The sequence below is a fragment of the Niallia sp. FSL R7-0271 genome, assembly GCF_038005785.1.
In the GTDB taxonomy this organism is placed as follows: Bacteria; Bacillota; Bacilli; order Bacillales; family Cytobacillaceae; genus Niallia.
The window spans coordinates 195,405-214,864 of sequence record NZ_JBBOTZ010000002.1 but is presented as its reverse complement, the minus strand read 5'-3'; the positions used below and the strand labels follow the sequence as shown (position 1 = coordinate 214,864).

Below are 19,460 nucleotides of genomic sequence, written 5' to 3'. Positions count from 1 at the left end.
AAGATGAGGGATCGCCATGAAATTCATTTTATTTTCACTTATCAGCAATCACGTGAATCCTGTGAGCGGTGAAACATTTACCGATTATCAGAAACTGGAAAATGTTATAAATCAAGCTGTTCTGGCAGAAGAGCAAGGATTTGATGGTTTTGGAGTGGGGGAAAGGCATGGTCCGCCATTCCTTTCCTCCTCTCCAGCAGTTGTACTGTCGACGATTGCGGCAAAAACTACAAAAATACGGTTATTGACTACTGTAACGGTTTTAAGTGTGTTGGACCCTGTCCGGGTTGCAGAGGATTTCGCTACATTGGATCAATTATCAAAAGGACGGCTTGATTTAATTATTGGAAAAGGCAATGACCCGCGGCATTATCCTTTGTTTGGAATAACAGAGGAAGAACAGTGGGAATCACTGTCAGAAAGGTATGATTTATTAAAAAGACTATGGGCGGAGGAGTCTGTTACATGGAACGGAAAGTACCGTGCGCCTTTAGAAAATGTCACAATTGAGCCAAGGCCATACCAAAAGCGAATTCCCATCTGGCATGGAAGTGCATCCAGCACGGCTTCTACTGAATTAGCAGCGAAAAATGGTGATCCTATTTTCTCATCTAATGTTTTTCATCCACTGAAAAAATATAAGCAGCTGATTGATCATTATAAGGAAAGACTGGAGTTCTACGGGCATGATTCTAATAAGGCAGTAATCGGATCTGGAGCAGGCAGCTTATATATTGCCAACACGAAGGAGAAGGCTATAAAGAAATATCGTCCTTATTATGATGCTTTTATGAATACAGATGCTTCCAAGCACAATAATTCACCTTTTAATGATTTAGAGGATTATATTGAAAATGGTCCGTCTTTAGTCGGATCAGCAGAATCTATCATTGAAAAGATTTTACTTTACCACAAAGCTTTCGGTCATCAAGTGCAGGGGTTAAGTGTGGATGGACTTAGCGAAACAGAACAAAAAGAACAAATTCAACGATTTTCTGAAGAAATTCTGCCTGTTTTGCGCAAGGAAATTCCCGATTTTATTTGGAATCAGCCGAAAAAAACAGCTTCTAACTACCTTTAAACCTAGTATTCTTATGGGATTATATTAATTATTAGTTTTATTGAATTGATGCTTTACTAATACTAATTAGTCAAAGAGTGAAAAAAATATTATAGTATACATATCCAATCAGATTACGTGGATATAAAAGCAAGTAAGGAAGGAGCGGAGAGCTTAGGTAGGTAAATGCAACTTGACTTTCAATAACTAGAAAAAAGTATCAACATCTTTATTGAAAAAATATACAGAATGGAGAATTTGTATGAGTGAAGATATCTTTCGAATTGCAACAAAAGAAGATGCCCCAGCATTTCTAGAATTATTGTCCAGTGCATTCAAGTCGGTTGGAGAATTAGGCATCAACTGGCCTTCCACAAGAGCCACGCTTGAAATGGTTACGGAAAATATCGTTAATTCCACAGCTGTCGTCATGGAACGGGACGGCAGACTTATCTCAACAATTACAATCCGCTTTCCTTGGGAAAGTAAAACTCCTGTATCAGGCTACCCGTTTGTTTGGTGGTTTGCGACAGCACCCGATTTAAGCGGACAAGGAATAGGCAATAAATTATTGGACTATGTAGAAAACACTCTGCTGCGTGACACATTTAAGGCTCCTGCCTTTACCCTTGGTACATCCGGCAAAAAGCATCCTTGGCTATTGGAAATGTACAAACGGAAAGGCTACAAGGAATATTTCCAGCATGAAAACGATGGAGACATCGGAGTACTGATGTATAAAGTGTTAATACCAGAACGCTTTGATAAGAGTATTCTCGGAACTCCGCCGTTTGTGGACGCTAAAGCTGAAAAGACTTCTGTATAACAAGAAAGGAGGCAACCTATGGGAGAGTTTTTTAAATGGGAATACGTAGTTTCCCTCTTCCCTAAAGTGTTAAGTGCTCTTCCGACAACCTTATTGATTGTATTGATTGCCACACTGATTGGAGCTGCTGTAGGCTTACTAATTGCGTATCTGCGTATAGAAAAGGTGCCTGTACTCAATCAACTTTGTATCCTATATATTTCCTTCGTAAGAGGAACACCGATATTAGTGCAAATGTTTATCGTTTTCTATGGTCTACCAAGCTTGCTTGGGGCCATGGGAATTGATCTTTCTCAATGGGATAAAATCTATTTTATTTATATAACTTACGGATTAAATACGGCAGCATTCTTTTCTGAAATTTTCCGTTCTGCCATATTGAGTGTGCCTGCATCACAATATGAAGCAGCTGCCTCGATTGGATTGACGAAAGGACAGACATATCGAAGAGTTCTTATACCGCAGGCGAGCAAGATTGCAATGCCAAGTCTCGGTGCCTCCATCATTAATCTTTTGCAGGACACTTCTCTTGCCTTTTCTTTAGGGATATTAGATGTAATGGGCAAGGTGCAGACTTTAGGAGCTTTATACTACCGAGTTATGGAAGGTTATTTCATTGCTGCCGTTATTTTTGTCGTATTGAGCATTGGATTAGAGCAATTATTTGGTGTTCTCGAGAAGAAATATCGTTACCCGAAACGAAGCAAAAAAAGCATCAGAACACCTATTTTGACTAATGGCAAAAAGCTGCTTTTGATGCCGAATGGAAAAAACAAAGTGAACTAAATATTAAGGGAAAGTGGGAAAAGTCATGAGAATACTACCGAAATTTAAATCGTGGAAGGTTATTGGTATTACAGCTGCATTAGGATTGGTGCTGGCAGGGTGCGGAAATGGAGATAATGCAGAAAGTGCCAGCGCAGACAACAATGATTCTGATGCGAAAGAGATAATCGTCGGAACTGGCAATGCGTATCAGCCATTTGTTTATTTGGATGAGAACGGGAAGCTGACAGGATATGAAAAAGCAGTGCTCGATGCAGTCGATGAAAAACTGACGCAGTATAAATTTAAATACGAGTCATTTGAATTTAAAAATATTCTGCCTGCACTTGATGCAAATAAAGTAGATTTGGCAGCACATCAGTACGAAGTGAATGAGGAAAGACAAGCAAAATACTTATATGGAAAAGTAGGTTACACGGATTACACAAGCTATATCGTAGTAGATGCTAATTCAGGTAGCAATTTTAATACATTAGATGATTTGGCAGGTAAGAAAGTTTATACATCAACAGGAAGCAACCACGCGTATATTTTGGAGCAGTACAATGAAGAGCATGACAACAAAATAGATATAGTATATGGCAGCGGTGCTAATGAGGTGCTTGTAAAGGATCTACAAACTGGAACAATTGACGCAACATTGCTGACTAAGTTTGATGTAAACAAATTAAATGAGCAATTTAAAGCCGATTTAAAAACATCAGGAGAGCCTGCCTATGTTTCCAAAACATATTATCTATACAGCAAAGATGATACAAAGCTGCAAGAAGATATAGATGGAGCTCTGCAAGAGTTAATTGATGAAGGCAAACTTTCTGAGATTTCACAAGAAGTTTTAGGAGGAGATTTTACTAAGTAAGAAAGGAGGGAAATGATATGGATTTTGATTTCCCATTTATGTTTAAGGCTTTGGCTGCGGCACTGCAATATTTGCCAACAACCTTGCTGCTAGGATTTTTGCCTTTGATATTAGGTTCAGTGTTTGGTCTTGTCATTGCGCTTGTACGATTTTATGAAATCTCGGTCCTTTCCACTTTCTTTAAGTGGTTTGTGACCATCTTTAAAGCGATTCCTGTCATTCTTATTTTATTAGTTACTTATATTATCAGTTCCGATATGTTGGATCAGCTGGCAAAGTCTTGGTCATGGGATATCAGCTTCAAAAATATTGACAGAAGATGGGTAGCAATTTTTGCTTTAACATTATACGCCACTAGCGGTTTGTCTGAAATCTTTAGAGGATCACTGTCTGCCATCCCAAAAGGACAGTTTGATGCTGCATATTCAATAGGGCTATCTGGGACACAAGTAATTAGGAGAGTAGTAATTCCGCAAGTATTTCCGATTGCCTTTCCTATGATAAACAGTACGCTAATTTCCTTGATCAAGGCATCCTCTTTAGTATCGATGGTTTCAGTTGTTGATATATTGAATGGTGCGCTAATTGAGGCAAACGTCAATTATCGCTTCCTAGAAGCTTATGTGGCTGCATCCTTAATTTACTGGCCCGTTTGTGCCGCACTAGAGGGAATATCATCCGGCTATGAACGTTATTTCAGCCGCAGCAAAAGGAGAGGCTTCGCATGATAGAAATTAAAAAAATCTCCAAAAAGTTCGGGAAAAATGAAATTCTTAAAGGAATTGATCTGCAAATAAAAAAGGGTGAGGTTGTCGTCATACTAGGCCCGAGTGGTTCAGGTAAAACAACTTTCTTGAGATGCCTGAATTTTCTGGAAAGGGCAGATTCCGGCGAGCTGACAATAAGTGATAAAAGGGTCCATTTCAAGAAGGCAAGTTCTAAAGATATATTGGAGCTCAGACGAAAGACAGCGATGGTCTTTCAGCAATATGACTTATTCCTCCATAAAACAGCGATAGAAAACATTATGGAAGGACTAGTGATAGCTAGGAAGGTGTCAAAGGATAAAGCGTATCAAACTGGATTAGAACTGCTGGAAAAGGTCGGCTTAAAGGATAAGGAGGATTTTTATCCCCACCAGCTGTCAGGCGGTCAGCAGCAGCGTGTCGGTATTGCGAGGGCACTTGCTTTGAATCCAGAGGTCATTCTATTCGATGAACCTACCTCCGCCCTTGATCCAGAATTAGTCGGAGAAACACTAGATGTCATAAAAAAGGTTGCCGAAAGTGGTGTCACAATGGTTATTGTCACACATGAAATGAGCTTTGCATATGACATTGCCGACAGAATCGTTTTTATGGAAGATGGTGTCATTGTTGAGCAAGGCACCCCAAAGGAAGTTTTTGAACAAACAAAGGAAGAACGAACAAAACAATTCCTTGCTAGGTTTTCCTATGAAAGATAACAGTAAACATCCCAATTGTGTAAGCAGCTAATCAATTGGGATGTTTTTTATTTATTGCTATCGAACAATAAGTACTAATAAGTAGGATATAAAGTTATTAAAACCATGCGCAATGATGGAAGTTTCTAAACGATTTGTCTTTATATAGACTAAGCCTAAGAAAAATCCTAACCCGCTGTACAATATCATCCCAGGCAAAGAGAAGCCGGCAAGCATATGCATACCGCCAAATAATATGGAGCTAAACAATAATCCTAAATATTTATGCTTGGTGAAAATATGTCCAATGATAACTTTGCGGAAGAAAAATTCCTCAATAATTGGCGCAAGTATCGTTACTTGAATAACAGTAATGAAGCTTGTACGAATCATTTGCTCTACCGCTTGCTGGTTTTGCGGAGCTTCCTCCATATTCAGACCGAACAACAAAGAGATAATGACAACTACAATCGCAGTTGCTATTTTTCCTCCGAAAAAAACATAAACAGCATATAACAGATCTTTACCTTTTACAATTGGTTTTTTCCACTGGAATAATGACGTTTTTACATAGAGAAAAACGATAAATCCTAATATGAAAAATAGAATGAGAAGGTTAAGAACAACGCTCAGCATTGGACTGCTGATTTGATAATCCCCAAAAGCTACTTCCTTCATTGTTCCTACTCCAACTAAGTAAAAAAGTAATTTAATCCCTATCGGAAAAATTGTCATCATCAATAAGTATGTAATAAAAATCCATATGTATTTATTTTTGATGAGTGTTTTCAAAAGCATGTCTCCTTAAAACAATAATAAAACAATTATACTAGATTTATTTTCCAGTTCATAGCAAAAGGGTGGTTATTGGTGAATGTAATCAAGCTAATGTAAGAAATGTTAAGGTTAAAGGAAAATACCTGAGGCTTTTTTATATTTATTCTTAAATAAGGATTATTTTAATAAAAACGGGGTAATAGTTTCATAGGATAAAATTGGACAATATTGTCCAAATAGTAATGAGAAAGGGATGAAGAAGGTTGAGAAACGAACAGTCAAAGAATGAAAATAAACGAGAAAACGAAGATACATTAACGAATAGACAGGGACATCCTGTAACGAATAACCAGAATATTCGGACTGTCGGCAACAGAGGTCCCGCAACGTTAGAGAATTATAATTTCATTGAAAAAATTAGTCATTTTGACAGGGAGCGTGTTCCAGAGCGTGTTGTACATGCCCGTGGTGCAGGTGCTCACGGTTATTTCGAGGCATATGGCACAGCTGGGGATGAGCATATCTCCAAATATACACGTGCTAAGCTTTTCCAAGAAAAAGGCAAGCGTACTCCTGTCTTTGTTCGTTTTTCATCTGTCATACATGGAGGGCATTCACCGGAAACGCTTCGTGATCCAAGAGGGTTTGCTGTGAAATTCTATACAGAAGACGGAAACTGGGATCTTGTCGGAAATAACTTGAAGATATTCTTTATTCGTGATGCAATGAAGTTTCCTGATATGATACATGCCTTTAAGCCAGACCCAGTCACGAATATTCAAAGTCCAGAGCGGTTCTTCGATTTTTGTGCAAGCTCACCGGAAACATTCCATATGGTGACTTTCGTTTATTCTCCTTGGGGAATTCCCGCAAACTACCGCATGATGCAGGGATCAGGTGTCAATACATATAAATGGGTGAACGGCGAAGGAGAATCGGTTCTGGTGAAATACCATTGGGAACCAAAGCAAGGAATTAAGAATCTTACTCAAAAGGAAGCCAATGAAATTCAGGCTACTAATTTCAATCATGCCACTCAAGACTTATACAATGCCATCGAACAAGGGGATTACCCAGAGTGGGAGCTGTTTGTTCAATTTATGAGCGATGAAGAACATCCTGAGCTAGACTTTGACCCGCTTGATGATACGAAGCTGTGGCCGAAAGATGAGTTCCCTTGGATTCCAGTAGGTAAGATGGTTCTTAACAAAAATCCAGAAGACTATTTTGCAGAAGTAGAGCAGGCAGCATTTGGTACAGGTGTCCTTGTGGACGGCTTAGAGTTCTCAGATGATAAAATGCTTCAAGGACGAACATTCTCTTATTCTGATACACAGCGCCACCGTGTAGGAGCAAATTATCTTCAGCTCCCAATCAATGCACCGAAGAAGAGAGTTGCTACTAATCAAAGCGGCGGTCAAATGCAGTATCATGTGGACCGAAAGGACAAGCATATTAACTATGAACCTTCTATTCTCGGCGGCTTGAAGGAAGCAGAGCCTTCTGGCAAGGTTTATAGTCCAAGAGTTGAGGGTAATCTTGTCCGCGAATCTATTGACCGAAACGACAATACAAAACAAGCAGGTCAAACGTACAGGGAATTTGAACAATGGGAAAAGGATGAATTAATCTCCAATCTTGTCGGAGACTTGTCTCAATGTGATCAAAGAATTCAAGATGCAATGATTGCACTTGCTGAAGAGGCAGACGAAGAATACGGGCACCGTTTGCGAGAAGGATTGGCTAATGCTGCAAGCGATAAGCCTAGCAGTCATCCATTAGGAAACAAGGAAAGTGATAAAGCACCAGAGCAAGCGGTTGAGAAGGGGCATGATGCAGATCCTTATTAATTGATATACACGTAAAGAACACCTTTTAGGTAGAGAGCAGCATAAACTCTCATTAACGAGAGATGCTGCATTTCTCCCTGAAGGGTTTTTTATTTGTGATTAACCATGATAACATGCCAAAGTTATAAAAGTGATATTTAAAAGGAGTAAACGGATAGTATATAATATTAATTCTAGGCAAATTAAGAGAAGAATACATGATAGTGAATGAAAAATAATTAATTACTGGAGATTCAAAAAAATGGATTGGAAACCAGATAAAAGTAAAGGAAAAGCCGTTTATAAGCAGATTGCAGAGCATATAGAACAAGGGATACAGAATGGATTGTTTCCGATTGATAAACCATTGCCATCCGAACGTAGGCTTGCGGAGGCTTATAAGGTCAACCGCAGTACAATTGTTGCAGCCTATTCAGAGCTGGAAGCAAATGGTCTAGTCGAAAGAAAGCGAGGGAGCGGGACGATTGTCAGCAAGGATATATGGGGGCTGACAAAAAGGCGAATCCCAAGCTGGAATAAATATATAGAAAGAGGTTCTTTTCAGGCTAATATGCCTGTTGCTCAGCGGATAAGACATATATCTGAGGAGTCTAGTCTTGTGAATTTTGCCAGCGGTGAGCTTTCAAATGAACTTATGCCGGAGGATTATGTCAAAAAAATAATCAATTCCCAAAGTTTTACTGGCCACTTAGGATACGATCATCCACAAGGGAATATTGAGCTTCGTAAAACGATCAGTGATCATGTAAAACGCGATAAGGGGATAGAAACTACTCCCGATTCCATTCTAGTTACTTCAGGAGCCCAACAGGCTATTCATCTAATTATTGAATGTCTTTTGAAACCAGGGGATGCTGTAGTTATTGAAAATCCGTCTTATCACTACAGTTTACCGATTTTTAAATCAGCAGGGCTAAAGGTATTTCATTTGGATGTAAGCAAAAAAGGTATTAATCCAGAGGAGCTTATTGATTTGCACAAAAAGCATCAAATAAAAATGATATTTTTGAATCCTATCTTCCAGAATCCTACAGGGATGATTTTGCCTGCTGCTAAACGGAAAAGAATATTAGATATTTCCTCAGAATTCGGCATCCCCATTGTCGAGGATGATCCATATAGTCTCCTTAACTATACAGAGGAAGATACAAATACATTAAAGTCATTAGATGAAAATGGGAATGTCCTGTATATAAGCTCCTTAACTAAAATTGCTGCTTCTGGTTTCAGAATTGGCTGGGTAATCGGACCAACTCCCGTTATAGAGAGGCTTGCAGATGCAAAACAGCAGTTTGATTTCGGGCATTCTGTCTTCTCCCAATGGATTGGCACTGAATTCTTACGTTCTGATTACTTTACAGAGCATATTGAGGCTTTAAAAAGCAAATTGGAGCAAAAACGGGATATTATGATAGATAGTATCGCAGAAATTCTGGGAGAGCAAGTTGACTACTATTTTCCCCACGGAGGTATCCATTTATGGTGCAGATTAACTGGCGCAATGGACGAAATTCGCTTGTTAGAACAATCGATTGAAGAGGGGGTTATATTCACACCCGGCTCTATCTTAGGCACGAAATCTGGCTATATGCGGTTAACATACGGTAAAGTAGACGATCAAGAAATCCCGGTCGGTATAAACAGGCTTGCTAAGGCATTAAGAAAAATAACCAGCACCTAAACATAGAATTAATATATGAAAAATAAAATTTTAGCCGATTAATCATCCATTAATCGGCTTATTTGTGTGGAAAACAGTATTAATGAGTATGATTACCATTATCGATTAGGTATTTAGAACTATTAAGATCGATTTATTTATGACGAAATAATTATTAAAGAATAATATACCAACAATGTTGTTATTTAGTAATTATGGTAAATGTGTTTTACAGCTTTTACGAGAAATTATAGCTTAGGAGGATACAATAACAACAGTATGCTAGAAAAAGCTTTTACCGATTTTCTAGTATTATGGTAGCACTTTCTTTTATGCAGTATCTTCTTGAAACAAATTAGCACTGCTTATACATTTTGCTTATCGATTGATAAATAAAGTTAGTGCTTAGTTTTTTTATTAGAGGAATGCAGGAGCATTTATCTGCAAGCAAATCTTTTACACAATTAAAGGAGGATATTCAATATGTTAAGTTTTGAATCATTAGGAAAGCAGTTTATAAACGGTGAGTGGCGAGATGGTAATAGCGGCAAAGCGATGGAAAACATTAATCCTTATAATGATGAGATTTTAACAAGCTTTATTATCGCAGACAAATCCGATGTGGATCTGGCATACCGTGCAGCAGAGAAGGCAAAGGAAGAATGGGATAAAGTAAATCCTTATAAGAAGCGGGATATCCTCGAGAAAGCAGTATCTTACATAGAAGCACATGAAGAAGAAATTACAGACCTAATCATCGACGAACTTGGTGGCACAAAACTTAAAGCAGCGTTTGAAATTGGTTTAGTAAAAAATATGATAAAGGAAGCTGCAACTTTCCCATTGCGTATGGAAGGTAAAATCTTGCCTTCTGTAGAGGATGGGAAAGAAAACAGATTATATAGAATTCCAGCAGGTGTAGTAGGGGTAATTAGTCCATTTAATTTTCCTTTCTTCTTATCAGTTAAATCAGTAGCACCTGCTTTAGGAGTGGGAAATGGTGTTGTCTTAAAGCCACATGAACATTCGCCAGTAACAGGCGGAACACTTATTGGCAAAATTTTTGAAGAAGCAGGAGTTCCGAAAGGGCTATTAAATGTAGTAGTCACAGATATTAAAGAAATTGGAGATACATTTGTAGAACACCCAATTCCTCGGATCATTTCATTTACTGGTTCAACTAAAGTCGGAAGCTATATTGGCCAATTAGCTGTGAAAAACTTTAAAAAGCCATTACTTGAACTTGGCGGCAATAGCGCGTTTATTGTGATGGAAGATGCTGATTTAGAATATGCAGTTAATGCTGCAACTTTTAGTCGATTTACCCATCAAGGACAAATTTGCATGTCTGCAAATCGTATTCTAGTGCATGAATCCATTTATTCCACATTTATTGACAAATATGTTCAAAAGGCAGCGTCATTGAAAACAGGGGATCCTAGAGACCCAGAGACAGTAATTGGCCCTGTAATCAATGACAGACAGGCACAAGTATTAGCAGACATTATTGAAACTGCGATAAAAGAAGGTGCAAATCCATTGTTAAGGGGAAAAATTAAAGGGAGATTAGTAGAGCCTACTATACTTGAAGTAAAAGATCCAGAAACTAAACTAACCCAAGAAGAATTGTTTGGCCCGTTAGTTTGTGTCATACCTTTCAGCACGGATGAAGAAGCCATCACTATTGCTAACAATACACCTTTCGGATTGAGCGGTGCTATTCACACAGCTAATGTGGAAAGAGGAGTAGAAATTTCCAAGAAAATCCATACTGGTATGATTCATGTAAATGACGTAACGATTAACGATGAACCAATCGTAGCCTTTGGCGGTGAAAAACAATCAGGGCTTGGCCGCTTAAACGGTGAGTGGAGTTTAGAGGAGTTTACGACATTAAAATGGATTTCCGTTAATTACGGACAAAGGTTATTCCCTTATTAATGATAGAAAGAGGTGGAGAAATGATAGATGTAAAAGAGGAAAATAAAGGTGCTGTAACTTCTGAATTGCTGGAGGCTTTTATTAAAGTAGCACCTTATTTAAATAATTTAGTCCAAGACGATATCACTATCGGAATTTATGATACGGAAAAATTATTAATGAATGTGCCTGGTAAGAGTTTTTCTTTGAATGTAACTCCTGGCGATCCATTAGCGGAAGGTGACATCATTACAGAGGCAGTGAGACGTAATGAAGCCAAAGCGGCGATGGTACCGAAAGAATTATTTGGTTTTCCATTGATAGCAAGAGCCATCCCTTTACATGACGAGAATGGAAGAGTAATAGGGGGAGTCGGTTTAGGGACAAGTCTAGAGAAGGCAAACCAGCTTTATGAAATGGCTGAAAGTTTTTCGGCTATTGTGGAAGAGACAGCAGCATCCATCGAGGAAATCAGTACATCTGTCTCCCAGCTTTCTGAACAAGTAACAGAAGTTTCCTCTCAAATAAGCCAAGTAAGCAACAGTGCTGAGGAAATTGGAAACATATCGACTGTAGTAAAAGGAATATCAGACCAGAGCAACCTGTTAGGCCTAAATGCTGCAATTGAAGCAGCCAGAGCCGGAGACTCTGGTAAAGGCTTCTCAGTTGTAGCAAATGAAATTAGGAAACTGGCCACTAATTCTAAAGATAATGTTGGTCAAATTAACGATATTACAAAAACCATTCAGAACTTAATTAAAGACCTGGGAAATGCGTTTAATAATATTAATAAATTAACAGATACGCAGGCTGGTTCCATTCAAGAATTCTCTGCAACCATGCAAGAAATGAGCAAAACCGCTCAAGAGCTGGCAGAATTAGCTGAGAAATCGATACAGACAAATAACTAGATGTTAAAGAAGAATTCACTTATTTGGGTGAATTCTTTTTTAAAATCACGGATGTTCACACTATTCAACTTCTATCGTAAAACGATAACCGGTGTCTATCGTAGAAAAAATTACCTCATTTTTATGTTTATAGGGATCTGGCACAATAACTGCAGAATATTCATATAAGCCCTCTTTTTCCGGAGCTTTTATAAAAAATGTGCCATAATCAATAGAATTAGGATCATTTTTTATAAATAAATAAGGTGCACCATTCATCTCTGTTTGTCTCCAATCCAGCATACTGATAATTAAATAATCCTTTGCCTCTGGATATTTTCCAGCGTTATAAGCTAGTTTAATTTTTTCACCCTTTTTGGCTTTTAGGTTGTATGGCGGATATAATATTTCTTTAAAATTATTAAAATTTTCATTTACCATTAATCCTTGATATTCAGCTTTTATCTTTTTTTCAGGAGAAGTATACTCCTTATTAGAGTTAAACGATTGATTGCTTTTATTAAAAGTAATCTCATAGTCTAGGGTCATTCCATATTCATTTGTCATGGCTTCAATTGTACTTGCATTTTTTTCAGGAGATGCATAGACAGCCACTAATAGCTTATGTGAATGCTTATCTGCAGTTATATTTGAGGCTAGCTCAATTGGAAACCTAATTGATTTACCTGTCTCCAAATGAAAGGGGTATGAGCTCTGATAATTTTTATTATCAATTTTAAAATCGACTTCTTCGTAATCATATAATACTTTTAAAATATAGTTACCAGTATTTCCTCGATTGTCAAAGTGAACTTCTAATTTATCTTGCGGGCTATCCATTACAATGGTTCCATATACTTGGCTTTCTTGTTCTATGACTAGACTGTTTAATTCTAGTGAATAACCTGCGCCTAGGTCTAAGCTATCTTGAGGTACATTAGAAATCTTTATATTGCCTGTTTCTTCTCTCCGTTCGGAATTTTTAGACAAATTTAAATGTATAATTAAAAAAATCACTACAATTAAAAGTAATAAAGCTAAAAAAAATGTTTTTTTTCTAAATAGAAAATTAATCAACGACATCTCCTTCCGTTAAATAAAGCTACAGAAATGTCTGTAGCTTTTAATTTTAGAATTTTAAAGTTGTGTTAGCTGTTTCTAACGATGATGTTTTCTTTTTCTTTAATTCATGATATCCGTGGAAAGTAGCTTTTTCTGTAGAGGCTACTAGTTTTGAAGTACTCACCTTACTAGTATTATTTAAACTATGCCATCCGGTTGAACTTGTAGAAGTACCATTATTGTTACTATTAACTTTAGCCTTTAAAAAATAAGCTGTACCGCTATTAACAGTTGTTGAAGCAGAAGCACGAGGTTTAAGTCCTAATGGATTGGAACCAGTTAAAGTTCCCTTACCTGAAGAAACAGCTCTTGCTGAAGCACTGTTGCTAATACTAGACTCGTCCTCTAAGGTGATTGCTGGTCCTTCAACATCCTCATTTTATACATCATTAGCACTTACTGAACTTGCTAATAATCCAAGGGCGAGAGCAGAAGAAATTACAAACTTTGACATTGTTTAATCCACACTCCTTTTATAAATATTTTGATGTTACAAAACAATCATATATTAATCTGAACATGTCTAAAATAAACTTGTGTAATCGTTCACAATATGGACGAACAAGTTTGAATATTTGTTGAAGGGTTGTTTTTCTTAAAGGGTTTTAGAGCAAATTTCCTGAATTAACGAAATAACTTACTATAAAAATCAAAAACTTACATCAAAATTTGGATATTTGTATATTTTGTTCTTAATTTAGACAAAAACATTTTTTATATAAAGGGAGAATAGGAAAATTACCTCAAAAAACAAAAATAAATTATAAGTTGCTTTACTTTAGGATAAGTTTTCTTTGGCTTAGTCCTTATCTTTTCACAACACAAGGTGTTTTTTATGATAAATATATAGCTTTTGAATAGGGGAATTAGGTTATAAGTGTTCGCACTTTTAGTATGAGTCCTAGCTTTAGGGAAGGAATGAGTAATAGTAAAATGCCTATTCATTAAAAAAGGAAAAATCCATTTCTATGGCGAAATATAATAGTACTTCAACTATTCTGATAAACTAAAAATTATTAAAAAAGACTAGGAGAATTATACATGTATTTCGTACTAGATATCGGTGGAACATTTGTTAAATATGCGTTGATGGATACTGCAGGAAATATTTCTTCTAAAGGGAAAAAACCAATGCCTCGTACGAATTTGGCTGATTTTGAAGAGGTGTTGTTCAGTATCTTGGATAATCATGATTTATCTGCAGTAAAAGGAATTGCTGTCAGCTGTCCAGGGACAGTGGATGTAGAGACTGGCACGATTTATCATGGTGGATCTTTCCCGTTTCTTCATGAAGTGAATCTAGCGAAAAGAATTGGGGATAGATATGGAAAGGATGTTACCATTGAAAATGATGGTAAATGTGCGGCATTAGCTGAACTATGGCTTGGCAGCATTAATGGTGCTAAGGATGCAGTTGTCTTAGTGCTTGGCAGCGGTGTAGGCGGAGGTATAGTTATTGACGGCAAGCTGCATCGAGGGGTTAATCTCTCAGCAGGTGAAATGAGCTTTGTAATGGATAAAATCAACATGGAAACAAGAAAAGCCCAATATTTTGGCTCTGATTGTTCGGCAGTGCAAATGGTGCGCCGTATTGGTGAAGCAAAGAATTTGGACGATCCAACGGACGGTGAAGCGGTATTTGAATACATCATCAACCAAGATGAAGAAGCGAATGCTATTTTTGATGGATTTTGTATTTATCTTGCTTCTCAAATATTAAACTTGCAATATATATTAGACCCGGAAATCTTTGCGATTGGCGGCGGTATCAGCGCACAGCCAATACTTATTGAAAGAACAAAATGGGCATTAGAGGAAATAAAAAAACAGAACCCGCTCCATATGGCAAATCCTAACATTACAGTCTGTAAGTTTCAAAACGATGCTAATCTTTATGGTGCACTTTATCACTTTTTTGTTAATAGAGAAAAGGAAATAGTGATTAAAGAAATTTAACTGGTATGGAAAAAGAGGAATAGCCTCCTGTATGGGGGCATTCCTCTTTTGCTCTCTATTACTTATACTTACTAACCAATTCACTAAGCGGCATTGCCAGCATGGAATCAAAGCGGTAATCCACTTCACAGAACTGCATGGCATTTGTTACTTCGTTTGGGAATATGACAATATTCAAGCCTGCTGTTTTTGCAGCTTGCGCTCCGTGTGCTGAATCTTCAAATGCGATACATTCTTTCGGCTCCAATCCCAGGCAGCGGGCTGCTTCTATGTAAAGTGCTGGATCTGGTTTTACTTTTTCTACATCATCAGAGGTTTTGATACAGTCAAAGTAATCAAATAGACCTAATCTTTTTAAATGACTTGAAACCCACTCATAATTGGAGCTGGATGCAAGGCCGATTTTTAAGCCTGCTGATTTGGCTGTTTCCAGATAATCTCTTACTCCTGGTCGCTCCTGTTCTGATGCCAGCTTTTTCAAAAAGTTCTCTTTGAAGGTACTTTCTATTACCGCTAAGTCCAGTTTTTTCTTAGCTTGCTCTTCCAGGTATACGTATGGGGAAAAATCGGTGTGTGTGCCTATTTCCTTTTGCCATAATTCTAATGGCAATTCACAGCTGTGTTCTGCAAACAGCTCTTGCAATAAATGATACTGATGTGTTTCTGTGTCAAAAATAAGCCCGTCAAAGTCGAAGATGATACCTTTTATCATATGTTCCTCCTTAGATACACTTTTGTTAACATTAACATGAGGGTATGTAGGGGTTCAATACGTACCCTTACACTTCATAATATTAACATAATCTAAATAAACATAAAAAAACCCCACACAAAGGCAGGGTTTTTTATTTCACTTAGCTGTTCGACAAGGAATATCCTTGCTTTGTTGCAGGATGTTCACTGCTAACCATTTTGTTAACGGCACTGAATAATGCCTTAATGGAGGAAGTCATGATGTCAGCATCAATTCCGCATCCCCAATAAATAGCGCCTTTATCGGTTGCAAAGCCTACATAGGAAACTGCTTTCGATTCAGAGCCTGTTTCTAGGGCATGCTCTGTATAAACAAGGTCTTTATATTGGATACCTAACGAAGATTGAAGGGCATTGCTGATGGCATCAAGTCGGCCATTTCCTGTACCGCTGAATTCCTGTACAGCTCCATTCTGTTTAACTGACACGGTTGTGTCATAGCTGTCATTTTGTGAAAATCTATACTCGATATACTCAATAGGCGAGCTGATATTGACATATTCCTCTATAAATATGTTATGAATTTCATCTGGCATAAGCTCCTTATGAAGGCTGTCTGAAACTTTTTTGACAGCATATCCAAAGCTCTCACGCATTTTTGCAGGCAGATCCAAGCCGTAATTCTGTTTAAGTATATAACCGATTCCGCCCTTGCCTGATTGGCTGTTAATTCGGATAATATCTCCTTCATATTGTCTGCCGATATCCTTTGGATCAATTAAAAGATAAGGGACTGTCCAATAGTCGGGTTCCTTTTCTTCACGCCATTTCATCCCTTTAGCAATAGCATCCTGATGGGAACCGGAGAACGCTGTGAACACTAGCTCACCGCCGTATGGATGTCTTTCATGAACCGTCATTCTAGTCAATTTCTCATACTTTTCTAGAATGCTAGGAATGTTATCGAAATTCAGCTGTGGATCAATTCCATGGGAATACATGTTCAATGCTAGTGTAACAATGTCAACATTACCTGTTCTTTCACCGTTTCCAAACAATGTGCCTTCCACTCTTTGAGCACCTGCAAGCATCCCAAGCTCAGCATCTGCAACGCCTGTTCCTCTGTCATTATGTGGATGAAGAGACAGGATTACATTGTCCCTAAAGCTTAAATTTTCGCTCATGTACTCAATTTGACTTGCGTATACATGAGGCATGGACATAGAAACCGTTGCAGGCAGATTGATGATTACTTTGTTTTCAGCTGTTGGCTGCCAAATATCCAGCACACTGTTACAAATCTTTAGGGCGAATTCTATTTCTGTTCCAGTAAAGCTTTCAGGTGAGTATTGGAACTTGAAATTGCCTTCTGTTTCAGCCGCATATTTTTTTAAAAGCTTAGCGCCTGTCACAGCAATATCAATGATCTCTTCCTCTGTTTTTTGGAATACTTGTTCCCGCTGTGCAACGGAAGTGGAATTATACAGATGCACAACAGCTTTATTCACACCTTCTAATGATTCAAAGGTTTTCTTAATGATATGCTCCCTTGACTGTGTAAGCACTTGGATTGTGACATCTTCTGGGATTAGGTTTTGTTCAATTAGTGTCCTCAAAAAGGCGTATTCTGTATCAGATGCTGCGGGAAAGCCTACTTCTATTTCTTTAAAGCCTACTTCTAACAGCAATTGAAAATATTCCAGTTTTTCTTCTAAGCTCATCGGCACAACAAGCGCCTGGTTTCCGTCACGAAGATCCACGCTGCACCATGTCGGAGCCTTGTCAATATACTCCTTCTCTGTCCATTTCAAACTTGTTACGGGAGGGGTGAAATAACCTCTGGAATATTTTTCGATATTTTTCATCACTGCCAACCACCTTTTTGAATTAATTTACTCATGAAATTTTGAAAGAAAATAAAAAAAGCCTATCATCTCAATAAGAGACGACAGGCTTTGCCTTCGTGGTACCACTCTTTTTGATCTGCCTGAAATAAGACAGACCCACTTTACGACTTGATTACGGGAGTCAGCCGTTAAGACTTACATTTCAGCCTTACCACTCCTGGGCGAGTTGGGGGAGTTTATTGTCTGTCTTTCACCAGCCGACAGCTCTCTAAGCAATAAATATCCCTTAATACTCCCAATCCTAGCGTTTCGTTTTCTTAATTTTCTCCATTTTATAATTAATTTTGAATTCAGTCAACAGAGGATTTTTCTCGTTTTGAAACTTTTCTAAATTGTCTAGTAATTTGTTATATTTTCTGACATTATTTTTCTCTATTGTAGGAAATCTATTGTTCGGTTATTATTAATTCTTATATTCAGTATTAGAAAGGATTTTTACATCATGCAAAGTAAGCAAGAATTTCGTTCTTATAGTTTAATTATTCTTGGAACATTTTTAGTAGGTTTAGCATTTAATATATTTCTATTGCCTGCATCCATTACAGCAGGAGGAGTGGCTGGGATTAGTATTATTTTAAACAAATTGAATGGCTGGAGCCCAGCAATTGTGCAATGGGCAATAAATATCCCAACTTTTGTTTTAGGCTATTTCCTACTAGGTAAAGATTTCAGCATCCGCACCTTTATTGGAACAGTTCTGCTGCCTACATTCATTTGGCTGACATCTTATTTGCCGTTCTCAGTGGAAGATCCATTGCTTGCTTCCATTTACGGTGGGATCCTCAGCGGGATCGGAATTGGTCTTGTATTTCGTGGTAAAGGGTCTACTGGAGGGACAACAATTTTCGGACAGCTTATTAAGAAATACACACGTTTATCAAGCGGTTATTCGCAATTTTTAATTGATGGCTGTATCGTAATTGTTGCCATGTTCGTTTTTGACTTTGAAAGAGCCCTATATGGTATGATTGCCATGTTTATTATAGGAAAGTCTATTGACGTGGTTCAGCTTCGTTCATCTACTTCTAAGCTTGTCTTAATAGTGACGGAAAACGAACAGAAAATCACAGATTTAATTCGCAATGAAATCGACAGAGGCTTCACGAAGGTTTGGTCAGAAGGAGGATACAGCAATCAGAAAAAAGCATTGCTGTTCAGTGTGGTCGAACAATCAGAAGCTGTATACTTAAAAGAATTAATTCAAAGAAGTGATAATAACTCCTTTGTTATTTTCTTAAATGCATCTGATATTATCGGCAGAGGCTTTTCAATTCCAAGAGATTTCCCAAGAAATTAGGAGTTTTGGTGTACCTATATAGGTACACCTTTTTTTATTTGTATTAAAATTCTATCTTAAATTTCAAGTTTTTACGAAAAACATTAAGATAAAAAAGTCCATTGGATTAATTATATAAAAATAACATTTTTGAAACTGTACGGAAGGATTTGATTAATAGGAAAAACAGGAAAATAGGTATATTAATAATAGAATGCGAAATGTTTCACAAGACTGGTAATTGTTTATAGCAGCATAGTTCTTTTAAATAGAGTTATCTGACTTAAATAATAGGATAAATTAAAAATATTATTGTGTTAAAACATTATTTAGATACATTTAAAAATTGCAAAAAATCTGCCATTGACAGTAGGCGTTTTTAGCTTTTATAATCAGCGAAGTGAAATTTTAAACAAATAATAGACTATATCCAT

17 protein-coding genes and 1 other annotated feature are annotated in these 19,460 nt (G+C 37.4%); of the genes, 13 read left to right on the top strand and 4 right to left on the bottom strand.

What is annotated here, in order from left to right; translation table 11 throughout:
* Positions 1-16: 16 nt before the first annotated feature.
* The 6 genes from MKX82_RS21050 to MKX82_RS21025 all read left to right on the top strand — a co-directional run bounded on the left by MKX82_RS21050 (position 17) and on the right by MKX82_RS21025 (position 4,996).
* Positions 17-1,081, top strand: coding sequence for an LLM class flavin-dependent oxidoreductase (locus tag MKX82_RS21050; protein WP_233316959.1), 1,065 nt, complete (start codon positions 17-19; stop codon positions 1,079-1,081).
* Positions 1,082-1,322: 241 nt separating this feature from the next.
* Positions 1,323-1,886: a GNAT family N-acetyltransferase gene (locus MKX82_RS21045; RefSeq protein WP_233316958.1), complete on the top strand. Its 564-nt coding sequence runs from the start codon at positions 1,323-1,325 to the stop codon at positions 1,884-1,886.
* A gap of 18 nt (positions 1,887-1,904) precedes the next feature.
* Positions 1,905-2,672 carry an amino acid ABC transporter permease gene (locus MKX82_RS21040; RefSeq protein WP_233316957.1) on the top strand — a complete coding sequence of 256 codons (768 nt, stop codon included), beginning with the start codon at positions 1,905-1,907 and terminating at the stop codon, positions 2,670-2,672.
* Between the two features lie 25 nt (positions 2,673-2,697).
* Positions 2,698-3,531 (top strand): transporter substrate-binding domain-containing protein, encoded by an 834-nt coding sequence (locus tag MKX82_RS21035; RefSeq protein WP_237943355.1) that lies wholly within the window; start codon positions 2,698-2,700, stop codon positions 3,529-3,531.
* A 17-nt stretch (positions 3,532-3,548) separates the two neighbouring features.
* The gene (locus MKX82_RS21030; protein ID WP_233316955.1) at positions 3,549-4,259 is read left to right on the top strand and encodes an ABC transporter permease subunit; all 711 of its coding nucleotides are present in this window, start codon (positions 3,549-3,551) and stop codon (positions 4,257-4,259) included.
* Positions 4,256-4,996 carry an amino acid ABC transporter ATP-binding protein gene (locus MKX82_RS21025; RefSeq protein ID WP_233316954.1) on the top strand — a complete coding sequence of 247 codons (741 nt, stop codon included), beginning with the start codon at positions 4,256-4,258 and terminating at the stop codon, positions 4,994-4,996. The genes MKX82_RS21030 and MKX82_RS21025 overlap by 4 nt, the downstream gene beginning before the upstream one ends.
* A gap of 57 nt (positions 4,997-5,053) precedes the next feature.
* Here the strand turns inward: MKX82_RS21025 and MKX82_RS21020 are convergent, their stop codons facing one another.
* On the bottom strand, positions 5,054-5,767 hold the full coding sequence (locus MKX82_RS21020) for a CPBP family intramembrane glutamic endopeptidase (RefSeq protein ID WP_341079881.1): 714 nt from the start codon (positions 5,765-5,767) through the stop codon (positions 5,054-5,056).
* 248 nt (positions 5,768-6,015) lie between these two features.
* Here MKX82_RS21020 and MKX82_RS21015 point away from each other — a divergent pair, with 248 nt between their 5' ends.
* The 4 genes from MKX82_RS21015 (at position 6,016) to MKX82_RS21000 (ending at position 12,093) form a co-directional block, all read left to right on the top strand.
* Positions 6,016-7,602, top strand: coding sequence for a catalase (locus MKX82_RS21015; protein WP_341079878.1), 1,587 nt, complete (start codon positions 6,016-6,018; stop codon positions 7,600-7,602).
* 241 nt (positions 7,603-7,843) lie between these two features.
* On the top strand, positions 7,844-9,283 hold the full coding sequence (gene pdxR, locus MKX82_RS21010; protein WP_341079877.1) for a MocR-like pyridoxine biosynthesis transcription factor PdxR: 1,440 nt from the start codon (positions 7,844-7,846) through the stop codon (positions 9,281-9,283).
* Between the two features lie 462 nt (positions 9,284-9,745).
* Positions 9,746-11,203 carry an aldehyde dehydrogenase family protein gene (locus MKX82_RS21005; RefSeq protein WP_341079876.1) on the top strand — a complete coding sequence of 486 codons (1,458 nt, stop codon included), beginning with the start codon at positions 9,746-9,748 and terminating at the stop codon, positions 11,201-11,203.
* A gap of 20 nt (positions 11,204-11,223) precedes the next feature.
* Positions 11,224-12,093: a methyl-accepting chemotaxis protein gene (locus MKX82_RS21000; RefSeq protein WP_233316949.1), complete on the top strand. Its 870-nt coding sequence runs from the start codon at positions 11,224-11,226 to the stop codon at positions 12,091-12,093.
* Positions 12,094-12,153: 60 nt separating this feature from the next.
* Here the strand turns inward: MKX82_RS21000 and MKX82_RS20995 are convergent, their stop codons facing one another.
* Positions 12,154-13,149 carry a hypothetical protein gene (locus tag MKX82_RS20995; RefSeq protein WP_341079875.1) on the bottom strand — a complete coding sequence of 332 codons (996 nt, stop codon included), beginning with the start codon at positions 13,147-13,149 and terminating at the stop codon, positions 12,154-12,156.
* Between the two features lie 314 nt (positions 13,150-13,463).
* On the opposite strand from MKX82_RS20995, the gene MKX82_RS20990 reads away from it, so the two are divergent.
* Together MKX82_RS20990 and MKX82_RS20985 are read left to right on the top strand one after the other, a co-directional pair.
* A complete protein-coding gene (locus MKX82_RS20990) occupies positions 13,464-13,655 on the top strand; it encodes a hypothetical protein (RefSeq protein WP_341079873.1) in 192 nt (63 codons plus the stop codon).
* Positions 13,656-14,235: 580 nt separating this feature from the next.
* On the top strand, positions 14,236-15,150 hold the full coding sequence (locus tag MKX82_RS20985; protein ID WP_233316946.1) for an ROK family protein: 915 nt from the start codon (positions 14,236-14,238) through the stop codon (positions 15,148-15,150).
* Positions 15,151-15,208: 58 nt separating this feature from the next.
* On the opposite strand, the gene MKX82_RS20980 is transcribed toward MKX82_RS20985, so the two are convergent.
* The gene (locus MKX82_RS20980; RefSeq protein ID WP_233316945.1) at positions 15,209-15,862 is read right to left on the bottom strand and encodes an HAD family hydrolase; all 654 of its coding nucleotides are present in this window, start codon (positions 15,860-15,862) and stop codon (positions 15,209-15,211) included.
* Between the two features lie 142 nt (positions 15,863-16,004).
* Positions 16,005-17,708 (bottom strand): 2-isopropylmalate synthase, encoded by a 1,704-nt coding sequence (locus MKX82_RS20975; protein WP_341079870.1) that lies wholly within the window; start codon positions 17,706-17,708, stop codon positions 16,005-16,007.
* 73 nt (positions 17,709-17,781) lie between these two features.
* Positions 17,782-18,002 (bottom strand) — a binding site (T-box leader).
* Positions 18,003-18,192: 190 nt separating this feature from the next.
* On the opposite strand from MKX82_RS20975, the gene MKX82_RS20970 reads away from it, so the two are divergent.
* Complete coding sequence (locus MKX82_RS20970) at positions 18,193-19,047, top strand: YitT family protein (protein WP_233318253.1); 855 nt, start codon at positions 18,193-18,195, stop codon at positions 19,045-19,047.
* The last annotated feature ends 413 nt before the right edge of the window (positions 19,048-19,460 follow it).

Coding starts and splice junctions, on each gene's coding strand:
- MKX82_RS21050 (WP_233316959.1), top strand. CDS start 17: ATGAAATTCATTTTATTTTCACTTATCAGCAATCACGTGAATCCTGTG.
- MKX82_RS21045 (WP_233316958.1), top strand. CDS start 1,323: ATGAGTGAAGATATCTTTCGAATTGCAACAAAAGAAGATGCCCCAGCA.
- MKX82_RS21040 (WP_233316957.1), top strand. CDS start 1,905: ATGGGAGAGTTTTTTAAATGGGAATACGTAGTTTCCCTCTTCCCTAAA.
- MKX82_RS21035 (WP_237943355.1), top strand. CDS start 2,698: ATGAGAATACTACCGAAATTTAAATCGTGGAAGGTTATTGGTATTACA.
- MKX82_RS21030 (WP_233316955.1), top strand. CDS start 3,549: ATGGATTTTGATTTCCCATTTATGTTTAAGGCTTTGGCTGCGGCACTG.
- MKX82_RS21025 (WP_233316954.1), top strand. CDS start 4,256: ATGATAGAAATTAAAAAAATCTCCAAAAAGTTCGGGAAAAATGAAATT.
- pdxR (WP_341079877.1), top strand. CDS start 7,844: ATGGATTGGAAACCAGATAAAAGTAAAGGAAAAGCCGTTTATAAGCAG.
- MKX82_RS21005 (WP_341079876.1), top strand. CDS start 9,746: ATGTTAAGTTTTGAATCATTAGGAAAGCAGTTTATAAACGGTGAGTGG.
- MKX82_RS21000 (WP_233316949.1), top strand. CDS start 11,224: ATGATAGATGTAAAAGAGGAAAATAAAGGTGCTGTAACTTCTGAATTG.
- MKX82_RS20985 (WP_233316946.1), top strand. CDS start 14,236: ATGTATTTCGTACTAGATATCGGTGGAACATTTGTTAAATATGCGTTG.
- MKX82_RS20980 (WP_233316945.1), bottom strand. CDS start 15,862: ATGATAAAAGGTATCATCTTCGACTTTGACGGGCTTATTTTTGACACA.
- MKX82_RS20975 (WP_341079870.1), bottom strand. CDS start 17,708: ATGAAAAATATCGAAAAATATTCCAGAGGTTATTTCACCCCTCCCGTA.
- MKX82_RS20970 (WP_233318253.1), top strand. CDS start 18,193: ATGCAAAGTAAGCAAGAATTTCGTTCTTATAGTTTAATTATTCTTGGA.